Source organism: Acuticoccus sp., from assembly GCF_965213555.1.
In the GTDB taxonomy this organism is placed as follows: domain Bacteria; phylum Pseudomonadota; class Alphaproteobacteria; order Rhizobiales; family Amorphaceae; genus Acuticoccus.
The window spans coordinates 1,207,524-1,223,380 of the sequence record NZ_OZ243890.1 but is presented as its reverse complement, the minus strand read 5'-3'; the positions used below and the strand labels follow the sequence as shown (position 1 = coordinate 1,223,380).

The 15,857-nt window shown below is 70.6% G+C and carries 18 protein-coding genes; 10 read left to right on the top strand and 8 right to left on the bottom strand.

From position 1 onward, the window contains the following. Nucleotides 1–61: 61 nt before the first annotated feature. A complete protein-coding gene (locus tag ACOOE8_RS05975; protein WP_420393929.1) occupies nucleotides 62–304 on the bottom strand; it encodes a hypothetical protein in 243 nt (80 codons plus the stop codon). A gap of 138 nt (nucleotides 305–442) precedes the next feature. Between ACOOE8_RS05975 and thpR the strand changes: the two genes are divergently transcribed. Beyond that, nucleotides 443–994, top strand: a complete 552-nt coding sequence (thpR, locus tag ACOOE8_RS05970) for an RNA 2',3'-cyclic phosphodiesterase (RefSeq protein WP_420393928.1) — start codon at nucleotides 443–445, stop codon at nucleotides 992–994. A 6-nt stretch (nucleotides 995–1,000) separates the two neighbouring features. Here thpR and ACOOE8_RS05965 read toward each other — a convergent pair whose 3' ends face one another. The 6 genes from ACOOE8_RS05965 to acnA form a co-directional block, all read right to left on the bottom strand. Next, the gene (locus tag ACOOE8_RS05965) at nucleotides 1,001–1,948 is read right to left on the bottom strand and encodes an RluA family pseudouridine synthase (protein ID WP_420394637.1); all 948 of its coding nucleotides are present in this window, start codon (nucleotides 1,946–1,948) and stop codon (nucleotides 1,001–1,003) included. Continuing rightward, complete coding sequence (gene crcB / locus ACOOE8_RS05960; protein ID WP_420393927.1) at nucleotides 1,948–2,316, bottom strand: fluoride efflux transporter CrcB; 369 nt, start codon at nucleotides 2,314–2,316, stop codon at nucleotides 1,948–1,950. Before crcB ends, ACOOE8_RS05965 begins: the two co-directional genes overlap by 1 nt. Further along, complete coding sequence (locus ACOOE8_RS05955; protein ID WP_420393926.1) at nucleotides 2,313–3,089, bottom strand: sterol desaturase family protein; 777 nt, start codon at nucleotides 3,087–3,089, stop codon at nucleotides 2,313–2,315. The genes crcB and ACOOE8_RS05955 overlap by 4 nt, the downstream gene beginning before the upstream one ends. Further along, nucleotides 3,086–4,423 carry a replication-associated recombination protein A gene (locus ACOOE8_RS05950; protein ID WP_420393925.1) on the bottom strand — a complete coding sequence of 446 codons (1,338 nt, stop codon included), beginning with the start codon at nucleotides 4,421–4,423 and terminating at the stop codon, nucleotides 3,086–3,088. The genes ACOOE8_RS05955 and ACOOE8_RS05950 overlap by 4 nt, the downstream gene beginning before the upstream one ends. Before the next feature lie 414 nt (nucleotides 4,424–4,837). Beyond that, complete coding sequence (locus ACOOE8_RS05945; protein WP_420393924.1) at nucleotides 4,838–5,620, bottom strand: Bax inhibitor-1/YccA family protein; 783 nt, start codon at nucleotides 5,618–5,620, stop codon at nucleotides 4,838–4,840. Nucleotides 5,621–5,961: 341 nt separating this feature from the next. Continuing rightward, a complete protein-coding gene (acnA, locus tag ACOOE8_RS05940; RefSeq protein WP_420393923.1) occupies nucleotides 5,962–8,778 on the bottom strand; it encodes an aconitate hydratase AcnA in 2,817 nt (938 codons plus the stop codon). A 99-nt stretch (nucleotides 8,779–8,877) separates the two neighbouring features. Between acnA and ccmA the strand changes: the two genes are divergently transcribed. The 7 genes from ccmA to ACOOE8_RS05905 all read left to right on the top strand — a co-directional run bounded on the left by ccmA (nucleotide 8,878) and on the right by ACOOE8_RS05905 (nucleotide 13,220). Next, nucleotides 8,878–9,528: a heme ABC exporter ATP-binding protein CcmA gene (ccmA, locus tag ACOOE8_RS05935; RefSeq protein ID WP_420393922.1), complete on the top strand. Its 651-nt coding sequence runs from the start codon at nucleotides 8,878–8,880 to the stop codon at nucleotides 9,526–9,528. A gap of 123 nt (nucleotides 9,529–9,651) precedes the next feature. Further along, the gene (ccmB, locus tag ACOOE8_RS05930; RefSeq protein ID WP_420393921.1) at nucleotides 9,652–10,185 is read left to right on the top strand and encodes a heme exporter protein CcmB; all 534 of its coding nucleotides are present in this window, start codon (nucleotides 9,652–9,654) and stop codon (nucleotides 10,183–10,185) included. An 83-nt stretch (nucleotides 10,186–10,268) separates the two neighbouring features. After that, nucleotides 10,269–11,027 (top strand): heme ABC transporter permease, encoded by a 759-nt coding sequence (locus tag ACOOE8_RS05925; RefSeq protein WP_420393920.1) that lies wholly within the window; start codon nucleotides 10,269–10,271, stop codon nucleotides 11,025–11,027. Continuing rightward, nucleotides 11,027–11,188 (top strand): heme exporter protein CcmD, encoded by a 162-nt coding sequence (gene ccmD, locus ACOOE8_RS05920; protein ID WP_420393919.1) that lies wholly within the window; start codon nucleotides 11,027–11,029, stop codon nucleotides 11,186–11,188. Before ACOOE8_RS05925 ends, ccmD begins: the two co-directional genes overlap by 1 nt. After that, nucleotides 11,178–11,741, top strand: coding sequence for a DsbE family thiol:disulfide interchange protein (locus tag ACOOE8_RS05915; RefSeq protein ID WP_420393918.1), 564 nt, complete (start codon nucleotides 11,178–11,180; stop codon nucleotides 11,739–11,741). The genes ccmD and ACOOE8_RS05915 overlap by 11 nt, the downstream gene beginning before the upstream one ends. Next, nucleotides 11,738–12,250 carry an NUDIX domain-containing protein gene (locus ACOOE8_RS05910; protein WP_420393917.1) on the top strand — a complete coding sequence of 171 codons (513 nt, stop codon included), beginning with the start codon at nucleotides 11,738–11,740 and terminating at the stop codon, nucleotides 12,248–12,250. Before ACOOE8_RS05915 ends, ACOOE8_RS05910 begins: the two co-directional genes overlap by 4 nt. Before the next feature lie 196 nt (nucleotides 12,251–12,446). Next, on the top strand, nucleotides 12,447–13,220 hold the full coding sequence (locus tag ACOOE8_RS05905; RefSeq protein ID WP_420393916.1) for a DUF1223 domain-containing protein: 774 nt from the start codon (nucleotides 12,447–12,449) through the stop codon (nucleotides 13,218–13,220). A 17-nt stretch (nucleotides 13,221–13,237) separates the two neighbouring features. Here the strand turns inward: ACOOE8_RS05905 and ACOOE8_RS05900 are convergent, their stop codons facing one another. Next, complete coding sequence (locus ACOOE8_RS05900; protein WP_420393915.1) at nucleotides 13,238–13,645, bottom strand: DUF6789 family protein; 408 nt, start codon at nucleotides 13,643–13,645, stop codon at nucleotides 13,238–13,240. 203 nt (nucleotides 13,646–13,848) lie between these two features. Here ACOOE8_RS05900 and ACOOE8_RS05895 point away from each other — a divergent pair, with 203 nt between their 5' ends. Beyond that, a complete protein-coding gene (locus ACOOE8_RS05895; RefSeq protein WP_420393914.1) occupies nucleotides 13,849–14,583 on the top strand; it encodes a Crp/Fnr family transcriptional regulator in 735 nt (244 codons plus the stop codon). A 31-nt stretch (nucleotides 14,584–14,614) separates the two neighbouring features. Continuing rightward, entirely contained in the window at nucleotides 14,615–15,847 is a 1,233-nt protein-coding gene (locus ACOOE8_RS05890; protein WP_420393913.1) for a glycosyltransferase, read from the top strand. The last annotated feature ends 10 nt before the right edge of the window (nucleotides 15,848–15,857 follow it).

The window sequence follows — 15,857 nt, the reverse complement described above, 5'->3', positions numbered from 1 at the left end:
TTTGCTGCGCGACCGCCTGACCCAGCGTCGTCACCCGTTCATCATGGCGGTTCTTACTTCTTCATTGCTTGCGCCGACGGTGCCAGCGGCTAACGTCCGCACGAGAAGCCATTTTTTCCAGGCGCCGGATGCGGACCAAATAAATCGGGTGCCAGCTGTGATGCCGCAAGATCGGCGCGAGGACGTACATGCCCAGATCGCTTTCAGATCGTGCTGAAGACCAAAAATATTGTGATTTGAAGTTTTCGTAAGCGGCCGCCTCAAGGCGCTCGATCTGAGCCTCGGTCAGCCGGAAGTGGTGCACGGTCGTTCGCCGCATCCCATGGGGTGCAACGGCACCTTGCCAACGGCGTCTCGACCCGAGACATTCGGGATCGTCCGGCGGTCGTCGCCGCCGACGGCGTCCTCCCCGCTCACGGACGGACGCGCGACGGAGGATCCGATGCCGCGCCTGTTCACCGCCCTCACCCTACCCGACGACGTGCGGCAGTGGCTGACCGGCCTGCGCGGCGGGCTACGCAACGCGCGCTTCGTGGATCCCGAGAACTACCACGTGACGCTGCGCTTCATCGGCGACGTCGACGAGCGCACCGCCGACGAGGCGGCCGACGCGCTGTCGCGCATCCGCCGCGCTCCGCTGGAGGTCCGCCTGTCCGGCCTCGGCTCGTTCGGCAACAAGAGGCAGCCGCACGCGGTGTGGGTGCGCGTCGAGCCGACGCCGGAGCTCGTCGAGCTGCAGGCCGAGCAGGAGCGCATCCTGCAGCGGATGGGCCTGCCGGCGGACACGCGCCGCTTCACCCCGCACGTGACCGTCGCGCGCTGCCGCGGCGCCTCCTCGCGCGAGGTGGCGGACTGGCTGAGCCTGCGCGGGGGCTTCGCCGCACCGCCCTTCGTCGCCGACGCGTTCGCGCTCCTGTCCTCGCGCGCGTCCGTGGGCGGCGGCCCCTACCTCACCGAGGACGTCTATCCGCTCTCCCTCGCACGGGCGGCCTGACCGCGGTCAACCGCGCTCCGAGAGGCCGAGCACCGTTAGGCTCTGCGCGATGTGCGGTGGCACCGGCGCCGCGACGTCGAGCGTGCCTCCTGAAGGGTGCGGCACGCGGATGCGGCGGGCATGCAAGTGCAACCGGTTCTGCAGCCCGCCGGGCAGCGCCCAGTTCTCGACGTTGAAGTACTTGGGGTCGCCGATGATCGGGGTCCCCACGTGCGCGCAGTGGACGCGCAGCTGATGGGTGCGACCCGTCACCGGCGACAGCGCGAGGAGCGAAAGCTGGCCGGCGCGGTCGAGCGTCTCGTAGTGCGTCACCGCGCGCTGTGCCTCCTTGGTGCGGCCCGGAGGCACGGTCATGCGCTCGTTGTCGGCCGGGTCGCGCGCCAGCCAGGTGGCGATGCGTCCCTCCGCGGGCGTCGGATGACCGCGGACCAGCGCCAGGTAGTCCTTGCGCGCGTCGCGGCCGCGGAACGCCTCGGCGAGGGCCGCCGCCGCCGACCGGGTCAGCGCGACGACGAGGACGCCGGTCGTCTCGCGGTCGAGCCTGTGGACGAGGCGCGGCTTGCGACCCTTGCGATCGCGCCAGGCCTCCAGCATCCCGTCGACGTGACGTGTGACGCCCGAGCCGCCCTGGACCGCGAGCCCGTAGGGCTTGTCGAGGACGACGACGTCGTCGTCCCTGTGCAGCAGCATGCGCTCCAGCGATGCGGCGTCGCCGTCGAGGGCGCGTGGCATCGGCGCGCCACCCTCGACGAGGGGTGGCAGTCGCACGCGCTGGCCGGCCTCGAGCCGGGTCTCCAGCTTGGCGCGCGCCCCGTCGATGCGTACCTGACCCGTGCGTACGACCTTCGACAGCGCGCCGAACGGGACGTTCGGGAAGGCACGGCGCAGCCACCGGTCGAGCCGCATGCCGGCGTCGTCCGCGTCCACCGCCACGTGGTCGACCTGCGGAGGCATCACGCCGCCCGGCCCAGCGCGAGCCCAGCGGCGGCCGCGGCGATGCAGGTGATCGCGCTGCCGGCACCGTAGAGCGTCGCCGCGGCCACCCGTCCCGCCTCCAGAAGGCGCACCGTTTCGAGGGAGAAGGTGGAGAAGGTCGTGAAGCCGCCGAGGCCTCCGGTCACGAGCAGCGCGGCGAGAGGTGGGCTCGGCACCCGTGCGGCTGCGACGCCGATGGCGAGCGAGCCCGCGACGTTGATCGCGAAGGTCGCCACGGGAAGCGTCGTCCCTGCGACTGCGCCCACGAGGGCGCCGACCCAGAACCGGGCAAGCGCTCCGGCCGCGCCGCCGACGGCGACGAGGAGGCTCGCCCACACCGGGCTCACGACGACGACTGCGCCGACCGCACTCCACCGGCGGAAGGTGAAGCGGTGCCCCGCTCCCAGCGCTCGACGTCGGCATCGTAGTCCCTGTCGAGGGTGCCCATCAGGCGGTCCCAGACCGAGAAGAAGTTCGCGTAGTTCGTGGAGAAGCTCGAGTGGTGCTGGTCGTGGAACAGCGTCGTCACCATCGGCGAGGGGATGCGCGTCCACCGCGAGGCGGTGAGCTCGAAGCCGCAGTGGCCGATCATGCCGTTGACGTGGTCGTAGGCACGGTGGCCGATCAGCACGATGGGTGGGATCGGCAGGAGGAGCGGTGCCCAGAGGTAGTAGCTCTGCATGACGAAGGCGTCGACGAGGCTGTCGGAGTAGTTCGACCACACCGTCGGGGCCACCGAGCGATGGTGCAGCACGTGGTGCTTGTAGAGCGGGCCCCAATGCATCAGCCGGTGCGCCCAGTAGAACCAGGCGTCGAAGGCGACGATGGACACCGCCGCCATCAAGAGGATCGACCACCAGGACGGCGCGAGGGGCGCGAACAGCGTCCAACCCTTCGCCTGAGCGAAGAGCCCTGCGGCGAGGCAGAAGCACGTCGCGGTAAGCGACCAGGCGGACTGGCGGATCTCCCGCCACTTGCGCTTCTCGCCGAAGCGCCGTGCCTGGATCCGCCGCGCCGGCGAGCGGTGGACGACGGCCTGCAGCGCCGTGCCAAAGCCGAGGTAGCCGGCGAACGTCACGGCGTAGACGATGGCCCACAGCGCCAAGAACTCGGCGATCATCGGTCCTCCCCCTCGCCGGCCGTAGTCGCAGCGCGGTGGGCGCGCCGCCGTTCGTCGGCCACCGCGAGGCGGGCCCTCACGGCGGCCTCCTCGCCCCTGTCGGTGGGCGCGTAGAAGCGCTGCGGCTCGATGCCGTCGGGGAAGTAGGCCTGGCCCGAGACGGCTCCGGGCACGTCGTGGTCGTACACGTAGCCCTCGCCGTAACCCTCCTCGCGCATGAACCTCGTCGGTGCGTTCATGATGATCTTCGGCGGCGGCAGGGACGGCGTCTCCCTCACGAAGCGGCGCGCCGCCTTGAACGCCGCGTACAGCGCGTTCGACTTGGGCGCCAGCGCGAGGTACACGGCGGCCTCCGCCAGCGCCAGCTCCCCCTCCGGCGAGCCGAGAAAGTCGTAGGTGTCCCGCGCCGCGATGGCGAGGGTCAGGGCGTTGGGGTCTGCAAGGCCGATGTCCTCGGCGGCCATCCGCACCAGGCGGCGCGCGAGGTAGAGCGGGTCCTCGCCGCCGGCCAGCATGCGCATGAGGTAGTATAGCGCAGCGTCGGGGTCGGAGCCGCGCACCGACTTATGCAGCGCGGAGATGAGGTTGTAGTGGCCGTCGCGATCCTTGTCGTAGGCTGGCGCCCGGCGCTGCAGGACCTCCTGCACGGCCTCGGCGTCCAGCGTCTCGCCGGGCCGGACCACGCGCCAGACCTCCTCGGCCAGGGTGAGGATCGCGCGCCCGTCGCCGTCGGCCATGCGCAGGAGGCTCGCCCGTGCCTCGTCGGTGACGGGCAGCGGGCCTCGCTCGGACTCCGCGCGCGACAGGAGCGTCTCCAGCGCGCCCTCGTTGAGGGGGTGGAAGATGAGGACCTGGCCGCGCGACAGAAGCGCGGCGTTCAACTCGAAGGAGGGGTTCTCCGTCGTGGCGCCGACGAGCGTGATGGTGCCGTCCTCCATGACGGGGAGGAAGGCGTCCTGCTGCGCCCTGTTGAACCTGTGGATCTCGTCCACGAAGAGGAGCGTGCCGCGGCCGACGGTGCGGTCGCGACGCGCGCGCTCGAACACCTTCTTGAGCTCCGCCACCCCCGTGAAGATCGCCGACAGCTGCACGAACTCCAGCGCCACGTGCTGGGCGAGCAGGCGCGCCAGCGTGGTCTTCCCCGTGCCGGGCGGCCCCCACAGGATGAGCGAACCGATGTGGCCCGAGCGGACGATGCGCGTGAGCCGACCCTCGGGACCAAACAGGTGCGGCTGGCCGACGATGTCCTCGAGGCGCTCAGGACGCAGCGCATCAGCGAGCGGACGCGGCGTGGCGGCATCGAGGCCAGCAGAGGTGAACAGATCGGCTGACAATGCTACGCCCTACGAGATCCTGAAGCGCCGGAGGTCGTGAAGGCGCTGTAGCACGGCAAGACCCCAGAGGTCCTGAGGCGCCCGCGCAGCCGCGACACGGTGTGCGCCACGACGTCCCGCAGTCTAGCACAGCATACGCGACGAAAGCCGGGACGTGCCCCAGCAGATTGAACAAGCCTGGGCATGAGGGACTAGGGTCGGGACCTATAAGCACCATTCGCGAACGCGGAATCGATGCGAGCGGCCGATGCGGGGTGTCGGGTGCCCTGGGGCGAAACGTCCGCACGGGGGGCCGGACGCGACGAGGGTGGGCAACGAAAAAGGGCGCGGCAAGCCGCGCCCTTCGTGTAACCCATGCATCGTCAAGGGTGGCGCGGAGGTCCGCGCCTCTTGGTCGCCTGATCCTCAGTCGAGCTACTCGCGGTTGCCGAACAGCGAGAGCAGCATCATGAACATGTTGATGAAGTTCAGGTACAGCGACAGGGCGCCCATGATCGCCTTGCGGCCGGCGACCGTGCCGTCGTCGAGCGCGTAGTAGCTCTCCTTAATGCGCTGCGTGTCGTAGGCGGTGAGGCCGGCGAACACCAGGACACCGATCACCGACACAGCGAACTGCAGCGCCGAGGAGGCGATGAACAGGTTGACCAGCGAAGCGATGATGATGCCGATGAGGCCCATGACGAGGAACGAGCCCCAGCCGGACAGGTCCTTCTTCGTGGTGTAACCCCACAGCGACAGGCCGCCGAACGCCGCCGCCGTGATGAAGAAGATCCGGACGATCGACTCAGACGTGTAGACCAGGAAGATCGACGACAGCGACACGCCCATCACCGCCGCAAAGCCCCAGAAGACGAGCTGCGTCGTCGACAGGCTCATGCGCTGCACGCCGAACGACAACGCAAGCACGAAGCCAAGGGGGGCAAGCATCACGATCCAGCGGATCGGACCGCCGTAGATCGCTGCGCCGAAGGCGGTGAGCGCGGTGCCGTTGCCAAGCTGGGCGACGGCGTCAGCCGGCGTCTGGGCGACTGCGAGGTAGAGCGTGCCAAGCGCCGCGAGGCCAGTCACCACAAGACCAAGCGTCATGTAGTTGTAGACCGACAGCATGTAGCGGCGCAGGCCTTGGTCAAGCGAAGCGTCGTACCGCGCGGTTCCGGCGACGGGCCGAGCGGTCGGATTTTGGTTCCAGGTTGCCATGGGGTCCCCTACGGTTGACAAAGTGGATCCGGCCGAGGCGGGAAGTGCCGCGTCCAATCACTCGGCAATATGGTCACCGGTCGCCGCGATCACAAGGCATGAGCGGTTGGATCACGCTACGGCGATCACGACCGGCCCCACCCGCGGACGAGCGTCTTCACTGCTCGCCAACGCCCGGCAAACCTGCATGTTGAGGTCGAAAAGCTTCGTCACATGCACCGCCTAAATCGCTGGGATCGCGAGCGCGTGCGGGGGATCCGCCGGGCTCGAGGCCGGGCGGACCTTCGCCCGGCCTCGTCACTTCAGACCGTGCCGCTCCCGAGCCGCACGCCCTGCGACCTTCAGCTCGCCGGATAGCTCGCAGTGTCGACGCCGGCGCGCGGCTCGGCACCGCCACCGGCGGCGAGCCCGCGCAGCACGTAGTGCAGGATGCCGCCGTTGTTGTAGTACGCGAGCTCGTCGGCGGTATCGATGCGGGCGAGGAGCTCGATGGTCTTCTCCGAGCCGTCCTCGTAGCGGATCGTCGCCTCCAGCGTCTGCCGCGGCTTAAGCTCAGCGAGGCCGCGGATCGTCACCTGCTCGCTGCCCGTGATGCCGAGCCCGTCCCACGTGTCGCCCCCCGTGAAGACCGCCGGCAGCACGCCCATGCCCACGAGGTTGGAGCGATGGATGCGCTCGAACGACTCGGCGATCACCACGCGCACGCCGAGGAGCCGCGTGCCCTTGGCCGCCCAGTCGCGGGAGGAGCCCGTGCCGTACTCCTTGCCGGCGAACACCACGAGGTCGACGCCCTCCTCCTGGTAGCGCATGGCCGCGTCGTAGATCGGCATCTCGTCGCCGGACGGCTGATGGTAGGTCACGCCGCCCTCGACCCCGCGCACCATCTGGTTCTTGATGCGGATGTTGGCGAACGTGCCGCGCATCATGATCTCGTGGTTGCCGCGCCGCGCACCGTAGGAGTTGAACTCCTTCACCCCGACCTGGTGCTCCGAGAGATAGGCGCCTGCCGGCGAGGACGGTTTGATGGAGCCGGCCGGCGAGATGTGGTCGGTGGTGATCGAGTCCTGGAAGAGGGCAAGGACGCGCGCGTCGACGATGTCCTCGACCGGATCGGGGTCCATCGTCATGCCCTCGAAATAGGGCGGGTTGCGCACGTAGGTCGACGACAGCGGCCAGTCGTAGGTGAGGCCGCCGGACGTCGCCACCGTCTGCCAGTGCTCGTCCCCCTTGAAGACGTCGCCGTAGCGTCTGTCGTACATGTCCCGCGTGATGGCGGTGCGCACGACCTCCGCGACCTCCTTGGAGGACGGCCAGATGTCGCGCAGGAACACGTCGTTCCCGTCGGCGTCCTGGCCGAGCGGCTCGGTGGTGATGTCCTTCGTCATGGTGCCGAGGAGCGCGTAGGCGACGACGAGGGGCGGCGAGGCGAGGTAGTTCGCCCGCACGTCCGGGTTCACCCGGCCCTCGAAGTTGCGGTTGCCCGACAGCACCGACACGGCGACGAGGTCTTCGTCGTTGATGACCTTGGAGATCTTCTCCGGCAGCGGGCCGGAGTTGCCGATGCAGGTGGTGCAGCCGTAGCCGACGAGCTGGTAGCCGAGCGCGTCGAGGTCCTCCGACAGGCCGGTCTTGGCGAGGTAGTCGGTGACGACCTGGCTGCCTGGTGCGAGCGAGGTCTTCACCCACGGCTTGACCTGGAGGCCCTTGGCGCGGGCGTTGCGGGCAAGGAGCCCGGCCGCGATCAGCACCGACGGGTTCGACGTGTTGGTGCACGAGGTGATCGCCGCGATGACGACGTCACCGTCCGAGAGACGGTACTCCTCGCCCTCGACCTCGTGACCGGGGATCGGGGACTGATCGCGCTGCGCCCCCTCGGCCATGAAGCGATCGTCGCCCTGTGAGGTGTTGGCCGGGTCGGCGCGCGGCTCCTTCGGCATCGAGCCGCCCTTGATGCCCTGCACGGCGGTCTTGAACGCCTCGGCAGCGTCGGTGAGCGCCACGCGGTCCTGCGGGCGCTTCGGCCCGGCGAGGGAGGGGACCACCGTCGACAGGTCGAGCTCCAGGGTGTCGGTGAACACCGGATCCTTGATGTCGTCGGTACGGAACATGCCCTGCCGCTCGGCGTAGGCGCGCACCAGCGCGATGCGGTGGTCGTCGCGCCCGGTGGAGGTGAGGTAGCGCAGGGTGTCCTCGTCGACCGGGAAGAAGCCGCAGGTCGCGCCGTACTCCGGCGCCATGTTGGCGATGGTCGCCTCGTCCTCCAGCGACAGCGCGGACAGTCCCGCGCCGTAGAACTCGACGAACTTGCCCACCACGCCCTTCTTGCGCAGCATCTGGGTCACGGTGAGGACGAGGTCGGTCGCCGTGGTCCCCTCCGGCAAGGTGCCGGTCATCTTGAAGCCGACGACCTCGGGGATCAGCATGGAGATCGGCTGGCCGAGCATCGCCGCCTCAGCCTCGATGCCGCCGACGCCCCAGCCGAGCACGGCCAGCGCGTTCACCATCGTCGTGTGGCTGTCGGTCCCGACCAGCGTGTCGGGGAACGCGTAGGTCGTGCCGTCCTCCTCGCGCGTCCACACCGTCTGGGCGAGGTACTCGAGGTTGACCTGGTGGCAGATGCCGGTGCCGGGCGGGACGACGCGGAAGTTGTCGAACGCGGACTGGCCCCAGCGCAGGAACTGATAGCGCTCGCCGTTCCGCTGGTACTCGAGCTCGACGTTCTGCTGGAAGGCGAGCGGCGTGCCGAAGTGATCGACCATCACCGAGTGGTCGATCACGAGGTCGACGGGGACCAGCGGGTTGATCCGCTTGGGGTCGGCCCCCAGCGTCTCGGACGCGTCGCGCATGGCGGCAAGGTCGACGACCGCCGGCACGCCGGTGAAGTCCTGCATCAGGACGCGGGCCGGCCGATAGGCGATCTCACGATCCGAGGTGCGGTCCTTCAGCCACGTCGCAACGGCGCGGATGTCATCGGCGGTGACCGTGTTGCCGTCCTCGTAGCGCAGCAGGTTCTCCAGCAGCACCTTGAGGCTCATGGGTAGGCGGGAGACGCCCTCCAGCCCGTTGCGCTCGGCGGCCTTCAGGTCGAAGATCGTGTAGGTCTGCCCGTCCACCGTGAGGTCGGCGCGGGAGTTGAAGCTGTCGAGCGAGCGGGTCACGGCGGGGCCCCTTCTTTGGAACTTGTTGAATTTGCCGCTATCAACGCTCAATCGAGCCGGCGATCAAGCGCGGGCAGCATCCCTGGAAGATAGGGCCGCGTGCTGACGCTTGAAGCGGTGCGCCTTGCCGTGGACCGTGGAGGCCGACGGGTCGTCGACGCGCTGTCCTTCCGCGTGGCACCCGGCGAGGCGTTGGCGGTGGTCGGACCGAACGGTGCGGGCAAGTCGACGCTGCTGCGTGCCGTCGCAGGGCTGTGCCCCCTCGCGGGCGGTCGGTTGAGCCTTGCTCCCTGGGACGGACCGCGGGGGAGCGCCGTCCACCTCGTGGGCCATCAGAACGCGCTCAAGCTGGCGCTCAGCGCGTTCGACAACCTCGCCTTCGTCGTGCGCACGCTCGGCGCGGCGGACCCTCGCCCGGACGCGCGCGAGCTCGCCGTCGAGGCGGTCGTGGAGGACGCCCTCGACCGGCTCGGCCTCCTGGCGCTCGCGGAGACGCCGGCGGCGCTCCTCTCCCAGGGCCAGCGCCGCCGCCTCGCCCTCGCCCGCCTCGCCGCCGTGCCGCGGCCGGTGTGGCTCCTCGACGAGCCCACCGCCGGGCTGGATGCCGCAGCCCGCAGGGCGTTCTGCGCGATGATGTCGGCGCACCTTGCCGAGGGTGGGACCATCCTCGCTGCGACCCACGAGCCGCTGGAGGTGCCGGCCAGCGAGCTCGCCCTCCTGCCCCAGCACGCCTCGTTCGAGGCCGCGTGAGCCTGGCGGCGATCTACGCGAGGGACGTGCGGCTCGCCTGGAGCGTCGGCGGCGGCGGCCCGGCCGGGGTGATCTTCTACCTCGCCGTCGTCGCCGTGGCCCCCTTCGCGGTCGGCCCGGACCTTGCCGCTCCTCGCGCGCATCGGGCCGGCGATCCTGTGGATCGCGGTCCTCCTCGCGCTGCTCCTCGGGCTGGAACGGCTGTTCCAGGCCGACCACGAGGACGGCACGCTCGACCAGCTGCGCCTCGCCGACGTGCCGTTGGAGCTCGTCGTCCTTGCGAAGGCGGCGGCGCACTGGACCGCCGCGGCGCTGCCGCTGCTCCTCGCCACACCGCTCGCCGGCGTCCTGCTCAACCTGTCGCCGGCCGTCCTCGCGGTGACGGTCGCGAGCCTCCTCGCCGGCACGCCGGCCTTGGCGCTCGTCGGCACGGTGGGCGCGGCGCTCGCCGTCTCGCTGCGCCGGGCCGGCGTCCTCATCGCGGTGCTCGTCCTGCCGCTGTCGATCCCCGTCCTCGTCTTCGGCGTCGGCGCGGTGGAGGCGGCGTCCGCGGGGCGGCCGGTGGGGCCCTCCCTCGCGCTCCTCGGCGCGGTGACACTGGTCGCTGCCGTGGGCGCCCCGTTCGCCGCCGCCGCCGCCCTGCGCGAGGCGGACTGAGCGTGGCGGCACATCGCCCCGGCCGCGCCAGCCGGGACTCCCACCCGCGTCGCGGAGCGACTATCCTGGCCGCAGGAGGCCCGATGTCCACCATCCTCGACACCCGCGCGGGAGCCCGCCCGTCGATCGCCAACCCCGGCCGCTTCGCCGGCATCGCCGACCGTGCGGTCCCCATCCTCGGCGCGATGACGCTCGCGACCTTCGCCGTGGGGCTTTACCTCGCGCTGTGGGCCTCGCCGGAGGACTACCAGCAGGGCTCGACGGTGCGCATCATGTACGTGCACGTGCCCGCCGCATGGCTCGCGCTGTTCGCCTACCTCGTGATGACCTCGGCCGCGCTCGGCACCCTCGTTTGGCGCCACCCCCTCGCGGACGTGGCGGCGAAGGCCGCGGCCCCGCTCGGCGCGGCGTTCACCTTCGCCGCGCTCGCCTCGGGCTCGGTGTGGGGCAAGCCCATGTGGGGCGCGTGGTGGGTCTGGGACTCGCGCCTCACCTCGATGCTGATCCTCCTGTTCATCTACCTCGGCCTCATCGCCCTGTGGCGCGCCGTGGACGAGCCGGCCCGCGCCGCGCGCATCACCGCGATCGCGACGCTGATCGGCTTCGTGAACATCCCCATCATCAAGTTCTCCGTCGACTGGTGGAACACGCTCCATCAGGGGGCGAGCGTGCTGCGCCTCGACGGGCCGAGCATCCACTCCTCCATGCTCGTCCCGCTCCTCGTCATGGCGAGCGCGTTCATGCTCCTGTTCGCGACGCTGCACCTTGCCGCGATGCGCACCGACCTCATGCGCCGGCGGGCGCGCTCGCTGCGCCTGCGCGCGGCGGAGGCGGCGGCCTGATGGACCCCTACCTGCCCTACGTCGTCGGCGCGTACGCGCTCGTCTTCGGGGCGGTCACCGGCCTCGTCCTCTGGGTCGTGGCCGACCGCGCAGGGGCTCGACGCGCGCTGCGTCGCGCCGAGGGGGCCGCGACACGGGCCCGGGACCGTCGTGCGCGCTAGTCGCCTCGTCCTCGTCCTGCCGCTCGTCCTGTTCGCCGGGCTGTCGGGCGTGTTCGCCTGGCGCGTCGTCGACGGGGAGGACCGTGCGGCGATCCCCTCTGCGCTCCTCGGCCGGCCCGCGCCGGAGACGGTGTTCCCGCCGCTCCTCGACGACGCTCCGGGGGTCGACCCCGCCGACTTCCTAGGGCGCGTCACCCTGGTCAACGTGTTCGCCTCCTGGTGCGCGCCGTGCCGTGTGGAGCACCCGCAACTGATGGCGCTCTCGGGGACGCCCGGACTCACCCTCGCGGGCGTCAACTACAAGGACGGCGTGGTTGCCGCGCGGGACTTCCTCGAGGAGCTCGGCGACCCTTACGACGCCATCGGCGTCGATCCCGACGGGCGCCGCGCCATCGAGTGGGGCCTCACCGGGGTGCCTGAAACCTACCTTGTCGGACCCGACGGCGTCGTCGTCGCCAAGCACGTCGGCGTGCTGTCCGAGGCCGTCATGGAGGGCGACTTCGGCACGGCGCTCGGCCGCCTCCTCGACGACGCGCCCGCAGCCGGATCGTGACGCCAGCCTTCTCGCGCCGCGTGCCGGACGGCGACACCGTGGCGCGCCAGGTGTGCGACACCTGCGGCTTCGTCGCCTACGACAACCCGAAGATCGTCGTCGGCGCCGTCGTGCGCTGCGGCTCGCGCGTCCTCATGTGCCGGCGCGACATCGAGCCGGCGCGGGGGCGGTGGACGCTGCCGGCGGGCTACCTCGAGCATGGCGAGACGCCGCCCGAGGGCGCGGCGCGGGAGGCCCTTGAGGAGGCCTGCGCCACCATCCGCATCGGCGCCCTCCTCGCGGTCTACACCGTCCGCAGGCTCGGCCAGGTGCAGCTCATCTACCGCGCAACCCTCGCCGACGCCCGCTTCGCGCCCGGCGTGGAGAGCCAGGCGGTGGCGCTGTTCGAGCCCGACGAGATCCCGCACGACGAGATCGCCTTCCCCACGGTGCGCTGGGCGCTCGCCCACGAGCGCCTCGACGGTGGCCCGTTCGCCAACCCTGACGACGGCGAGCCGCCCCCACCTTAGGCCGTCGCTGGTAGATCGTCCGGGAGCGTTCCGACCGCTCGAGCGTTGATGGTGTCACCGCCGCGTGATTGGCCAGCTGCCGCCGGCCCCCATACACCCGGCAACGACGACGCGCGCCCAACGATCGCGTCGCCCATGAGGCACCCAGCAGCAGCGTCGCAGAACGGCGAGGCTGGACCGGAACGAGGAGCATGTCATGGCGCGTGTCAGGTGCGTTGTCGCGGCGATCCCGCTCGCCATCACCGCCTCGGTCGGCGCGCTCGCCGAACCGGCGATCGCACCGGACGAGTCCGCCCCGCGCGCGGTGTTGGAGCTGTTCACCAGCCAGGGCTGCTCTTCCTGCCCGGCGGCGGACGCCATCGTCGGCGAGCTGACGCAGCGCGACGACGTCCTCGCGGCTACGATGCCGGTGAAGCTGTGGGACTACCTCGGCTGGGCCGACACGCTTGCGACGGACCACCTCACGAAGCGGCAGATCGCCTACTCGGTGGCGCGCGGCGACGGGGACGTCTACACCCCGCAGATCGTGGTCAACGGCGTGACAGCGGTCGTGGGCAGCGACGAGGACGCCGTCGTGGCGGCCATCGAGGAGGCTTCGCTACCGCTCCCCATCGAGCTGTCGGTGGAGGACGGCATCCTCGCGGTCGCGGTGGGGGACGCCGACGTTTCGGCGCGTGCTGCGACGCTGTGGTTCATGGTGCTCGACGAGGAGGTGCGTGTGCCGGTGAGCTCCGGCGAGAACCGCGGCCGGCAGCTCACCTACCACAACGTCGTGCGCCACATGCGGCCGATCGGGATGTGGAAGGGCAAGCCCCTGCGCTTCGACCTGCCGCTGTCGGACCTCGAGTGGGCGGCGTCCGCGGGCTGCGCCGTCGTCGCTCAGGTCGAGACGTTCAAGGGGCCGGGGCGCATCATCGGGGCGGCCGAGCTTCCGCAGCTGTTCCCCGCCCGCACGGTCGAGGTGCGCTGACGCAGCGCCGCGCCAGCTCAGGCCGTGGACCGGCCGCCGAGCGCCGCGGCGGTGATGCCGAGGAGCGCGCCATAAAGGACGTGGAGCGCGAGGAGCACCACGGCGATGGCCGGCGCGGCGTCCTGGAAGAAGATCTCGCGGCCAGCGAGGGGGGCGAACATCACCATCATGGCGAGCCACGCGATGAGCCCGAAGGACACGCCCTCCCAAAGCCCGCGTCCCGGCAGGATCGGCCGCAGGAGCGCGAACGCGACACCGTAGAGCCCCGCGCCGATCACGGCGTGGGTAACCCACACGGCGCGCTCGGTGGTCGGCAGCCCGAGGCGCTCGTTGAACGCGGTGAGGTCGGCTAGGAGCGGGATCACTGGCATCCCCTCCACGCGGCTCGAGGCGACGAGGAGCGCGGAAACGACCGCGGTTGCCACGATCCCAGCGCAAATCGCTCGTATCATGCGCGTCCCCGCTTGCTTGAGGTCGTGGTAAACGAACCTATGTCATCGCGCAACGTTGATGCCTGGCGCGCGCCGCCGTTGCGCGTGCCACCCGCTCCACCTGTCCCACCGCTCCGAGCCAGACGCACCGTTCGCTGCCGCGGCGGTCCGTGCTGCCCAAACTCGTTGGATCGTCCGTGACGAACAGCTGCCTCGTCGCCAAGCTCGGGAAGTTCGCTTCGCTCAGCGAAGGCGACTCGGCCATGCTCGAGGCGCTGGAACGGGACGAGCGCGAGTATCGCAAGGATCAGCTCATCCAGCGGCGAGGCAACCCGATCGACGAGATGTTCGTGGTCAAGTCCGGCTGGCTGACCTCGTTCTCAGTGCTGGACGATGGGCGCCGGCAGCTCCTGCGGCTGTTCTTCTCCGGCGACATCGTCGACCTGTCGAACGTCGCCCTCACCGTGTCGCAGCACGACATCAAGGCATTGACCCCCGCCGTCCTGTGCCCGTTCCCGAAGTCGGGCCTCGAGCCGCTGTTCCACAGCTCGCCGCGGCTGACGGCGCTCCTGTTCTCGATGACGGTGCGCGAGAACGCCACGTTGCTGGGTCGCATCCGCGCCATCGGCCGGTTCAACGCCTACGAGCGGCTATGCTACCTCATCCTCGAGCTCGGCAGCCGGCTCCGCTTGGCCGCGGGCCACCAGTACGCGCCCGACGGCTTTCGCATCCCGCTCACCCAAAGCGACATCGCCGACCTTCTGGGCCTCACCAACGTCTACGTGTCGAAGACGATGTCGAGGATCGAGAAGGACGGCCTCATCGAGCGTCACGGCAACCGCATCATCATCTGCGAGCCCAAGCGGATGCAGAACATCTGCGAGTTCGAGGACAGCGAGCAGATCGACACCTCGTGGTTCCCGCTGCGCTGAGCGGATCCTTGAAGGACGTCGAAGGTCGCGCATGGTGAAGGTCGTGTTCGCGAGCCACGGGTCCCTCGGCGACCTCGTCCCGTTCCTCGAGATCGGGAAGGTGCTGCTCGCCCGGGGCCACCACGTCACGGTCGCAACCCATGCCGCCCACGCGTCGCACGTCGCCTCGGCCGGCCTCACGCACCGTCCGATGCGGCCGGACCGGCCGAGGGACGCTGCCTTCCACGCTCGCTTCATGCATCCGCGACACGGTGCGCCGTTCGTCTACCGGTCCTTCTTAGGTCCGGCCATCGCCGACAGCGACGCCGACCTCATGGACGCGGTACGCGGGGCCGACGTCCTGGTCAGCGTGACGCTGGCGCTCGCCGCGCCCATCGTCGCGGCGCGGACGGGGTTACCCTGGCGCTCGGCGGCGTTCCAGCCGTCCATGCTGTTCAGCGCCGTCGATCCGCCGAAGCTGCCGATGCTGCCCTTCCTCCCCGGCCGCGTCCGCTTCAACGAGCAGCTGTTGGGCTACGCCCGCAAGGGCACCGAGGGTTGGGTCACCGCCCTACGCAAGTATCGCCGCGAGGTTGGGCTCGGCGAGTACCCGGACCATCCGGTGTTCCACGGCCAGCACGCGCCGGGCGGCATCCTGGCGCTCTACTCGCCGCTGTTCGGCGCCGTCCCGTCCGATGCGCCGCCTGGCACGGTGCAGACCGGACAGGTTCTGCAGTCCGGCGGACCGGAGCTCGAGCGGCGTGTCGCGACCTTCCTGGCGGATGGGCCCTCGCCCCTCGTCTTCACGCTCGGCTCGGCGTCGTCCCATGCGGCACAGCGCTTCTTCGTCCATGCAGCGCGGATCGCGCGGCGGCTCGGCGCACGGGCGCTGATGCTCGTCGGACGCGAGGAGAACGGCGCGGGCATCCCGGCCGACCCCAGCATCATGGTCGCCACAGCCGCGCCCTACGAGCGCGTGTTCCCTCGCGCCAGCCTTGTCGTCCACCAGGGTGGCATCGGCACCATCGCGCTGTGCCTTGCCGCGGGAGTGCCCATGGTCGCGGTCCCCTTCGCCCACGATCAGCCGGACAACGCCGCCCGGGCCGCGCGGCTCGGCGCCGCCCGCGTGGTGCCGCGCTGGCGCTTCGCTGCCTCGGCCCGCGTCATCGAGGCGGCGCGGAGCGATGCAACGCTGCGGGCCGCCGCACGGGACGCGCGCAACGCGCTCCTCGCCGAGCGCGGCGTGGAGCGCGCTGCCGACGCCATCATCGCCGCGGCCGGCTGAGCCGCGCCGA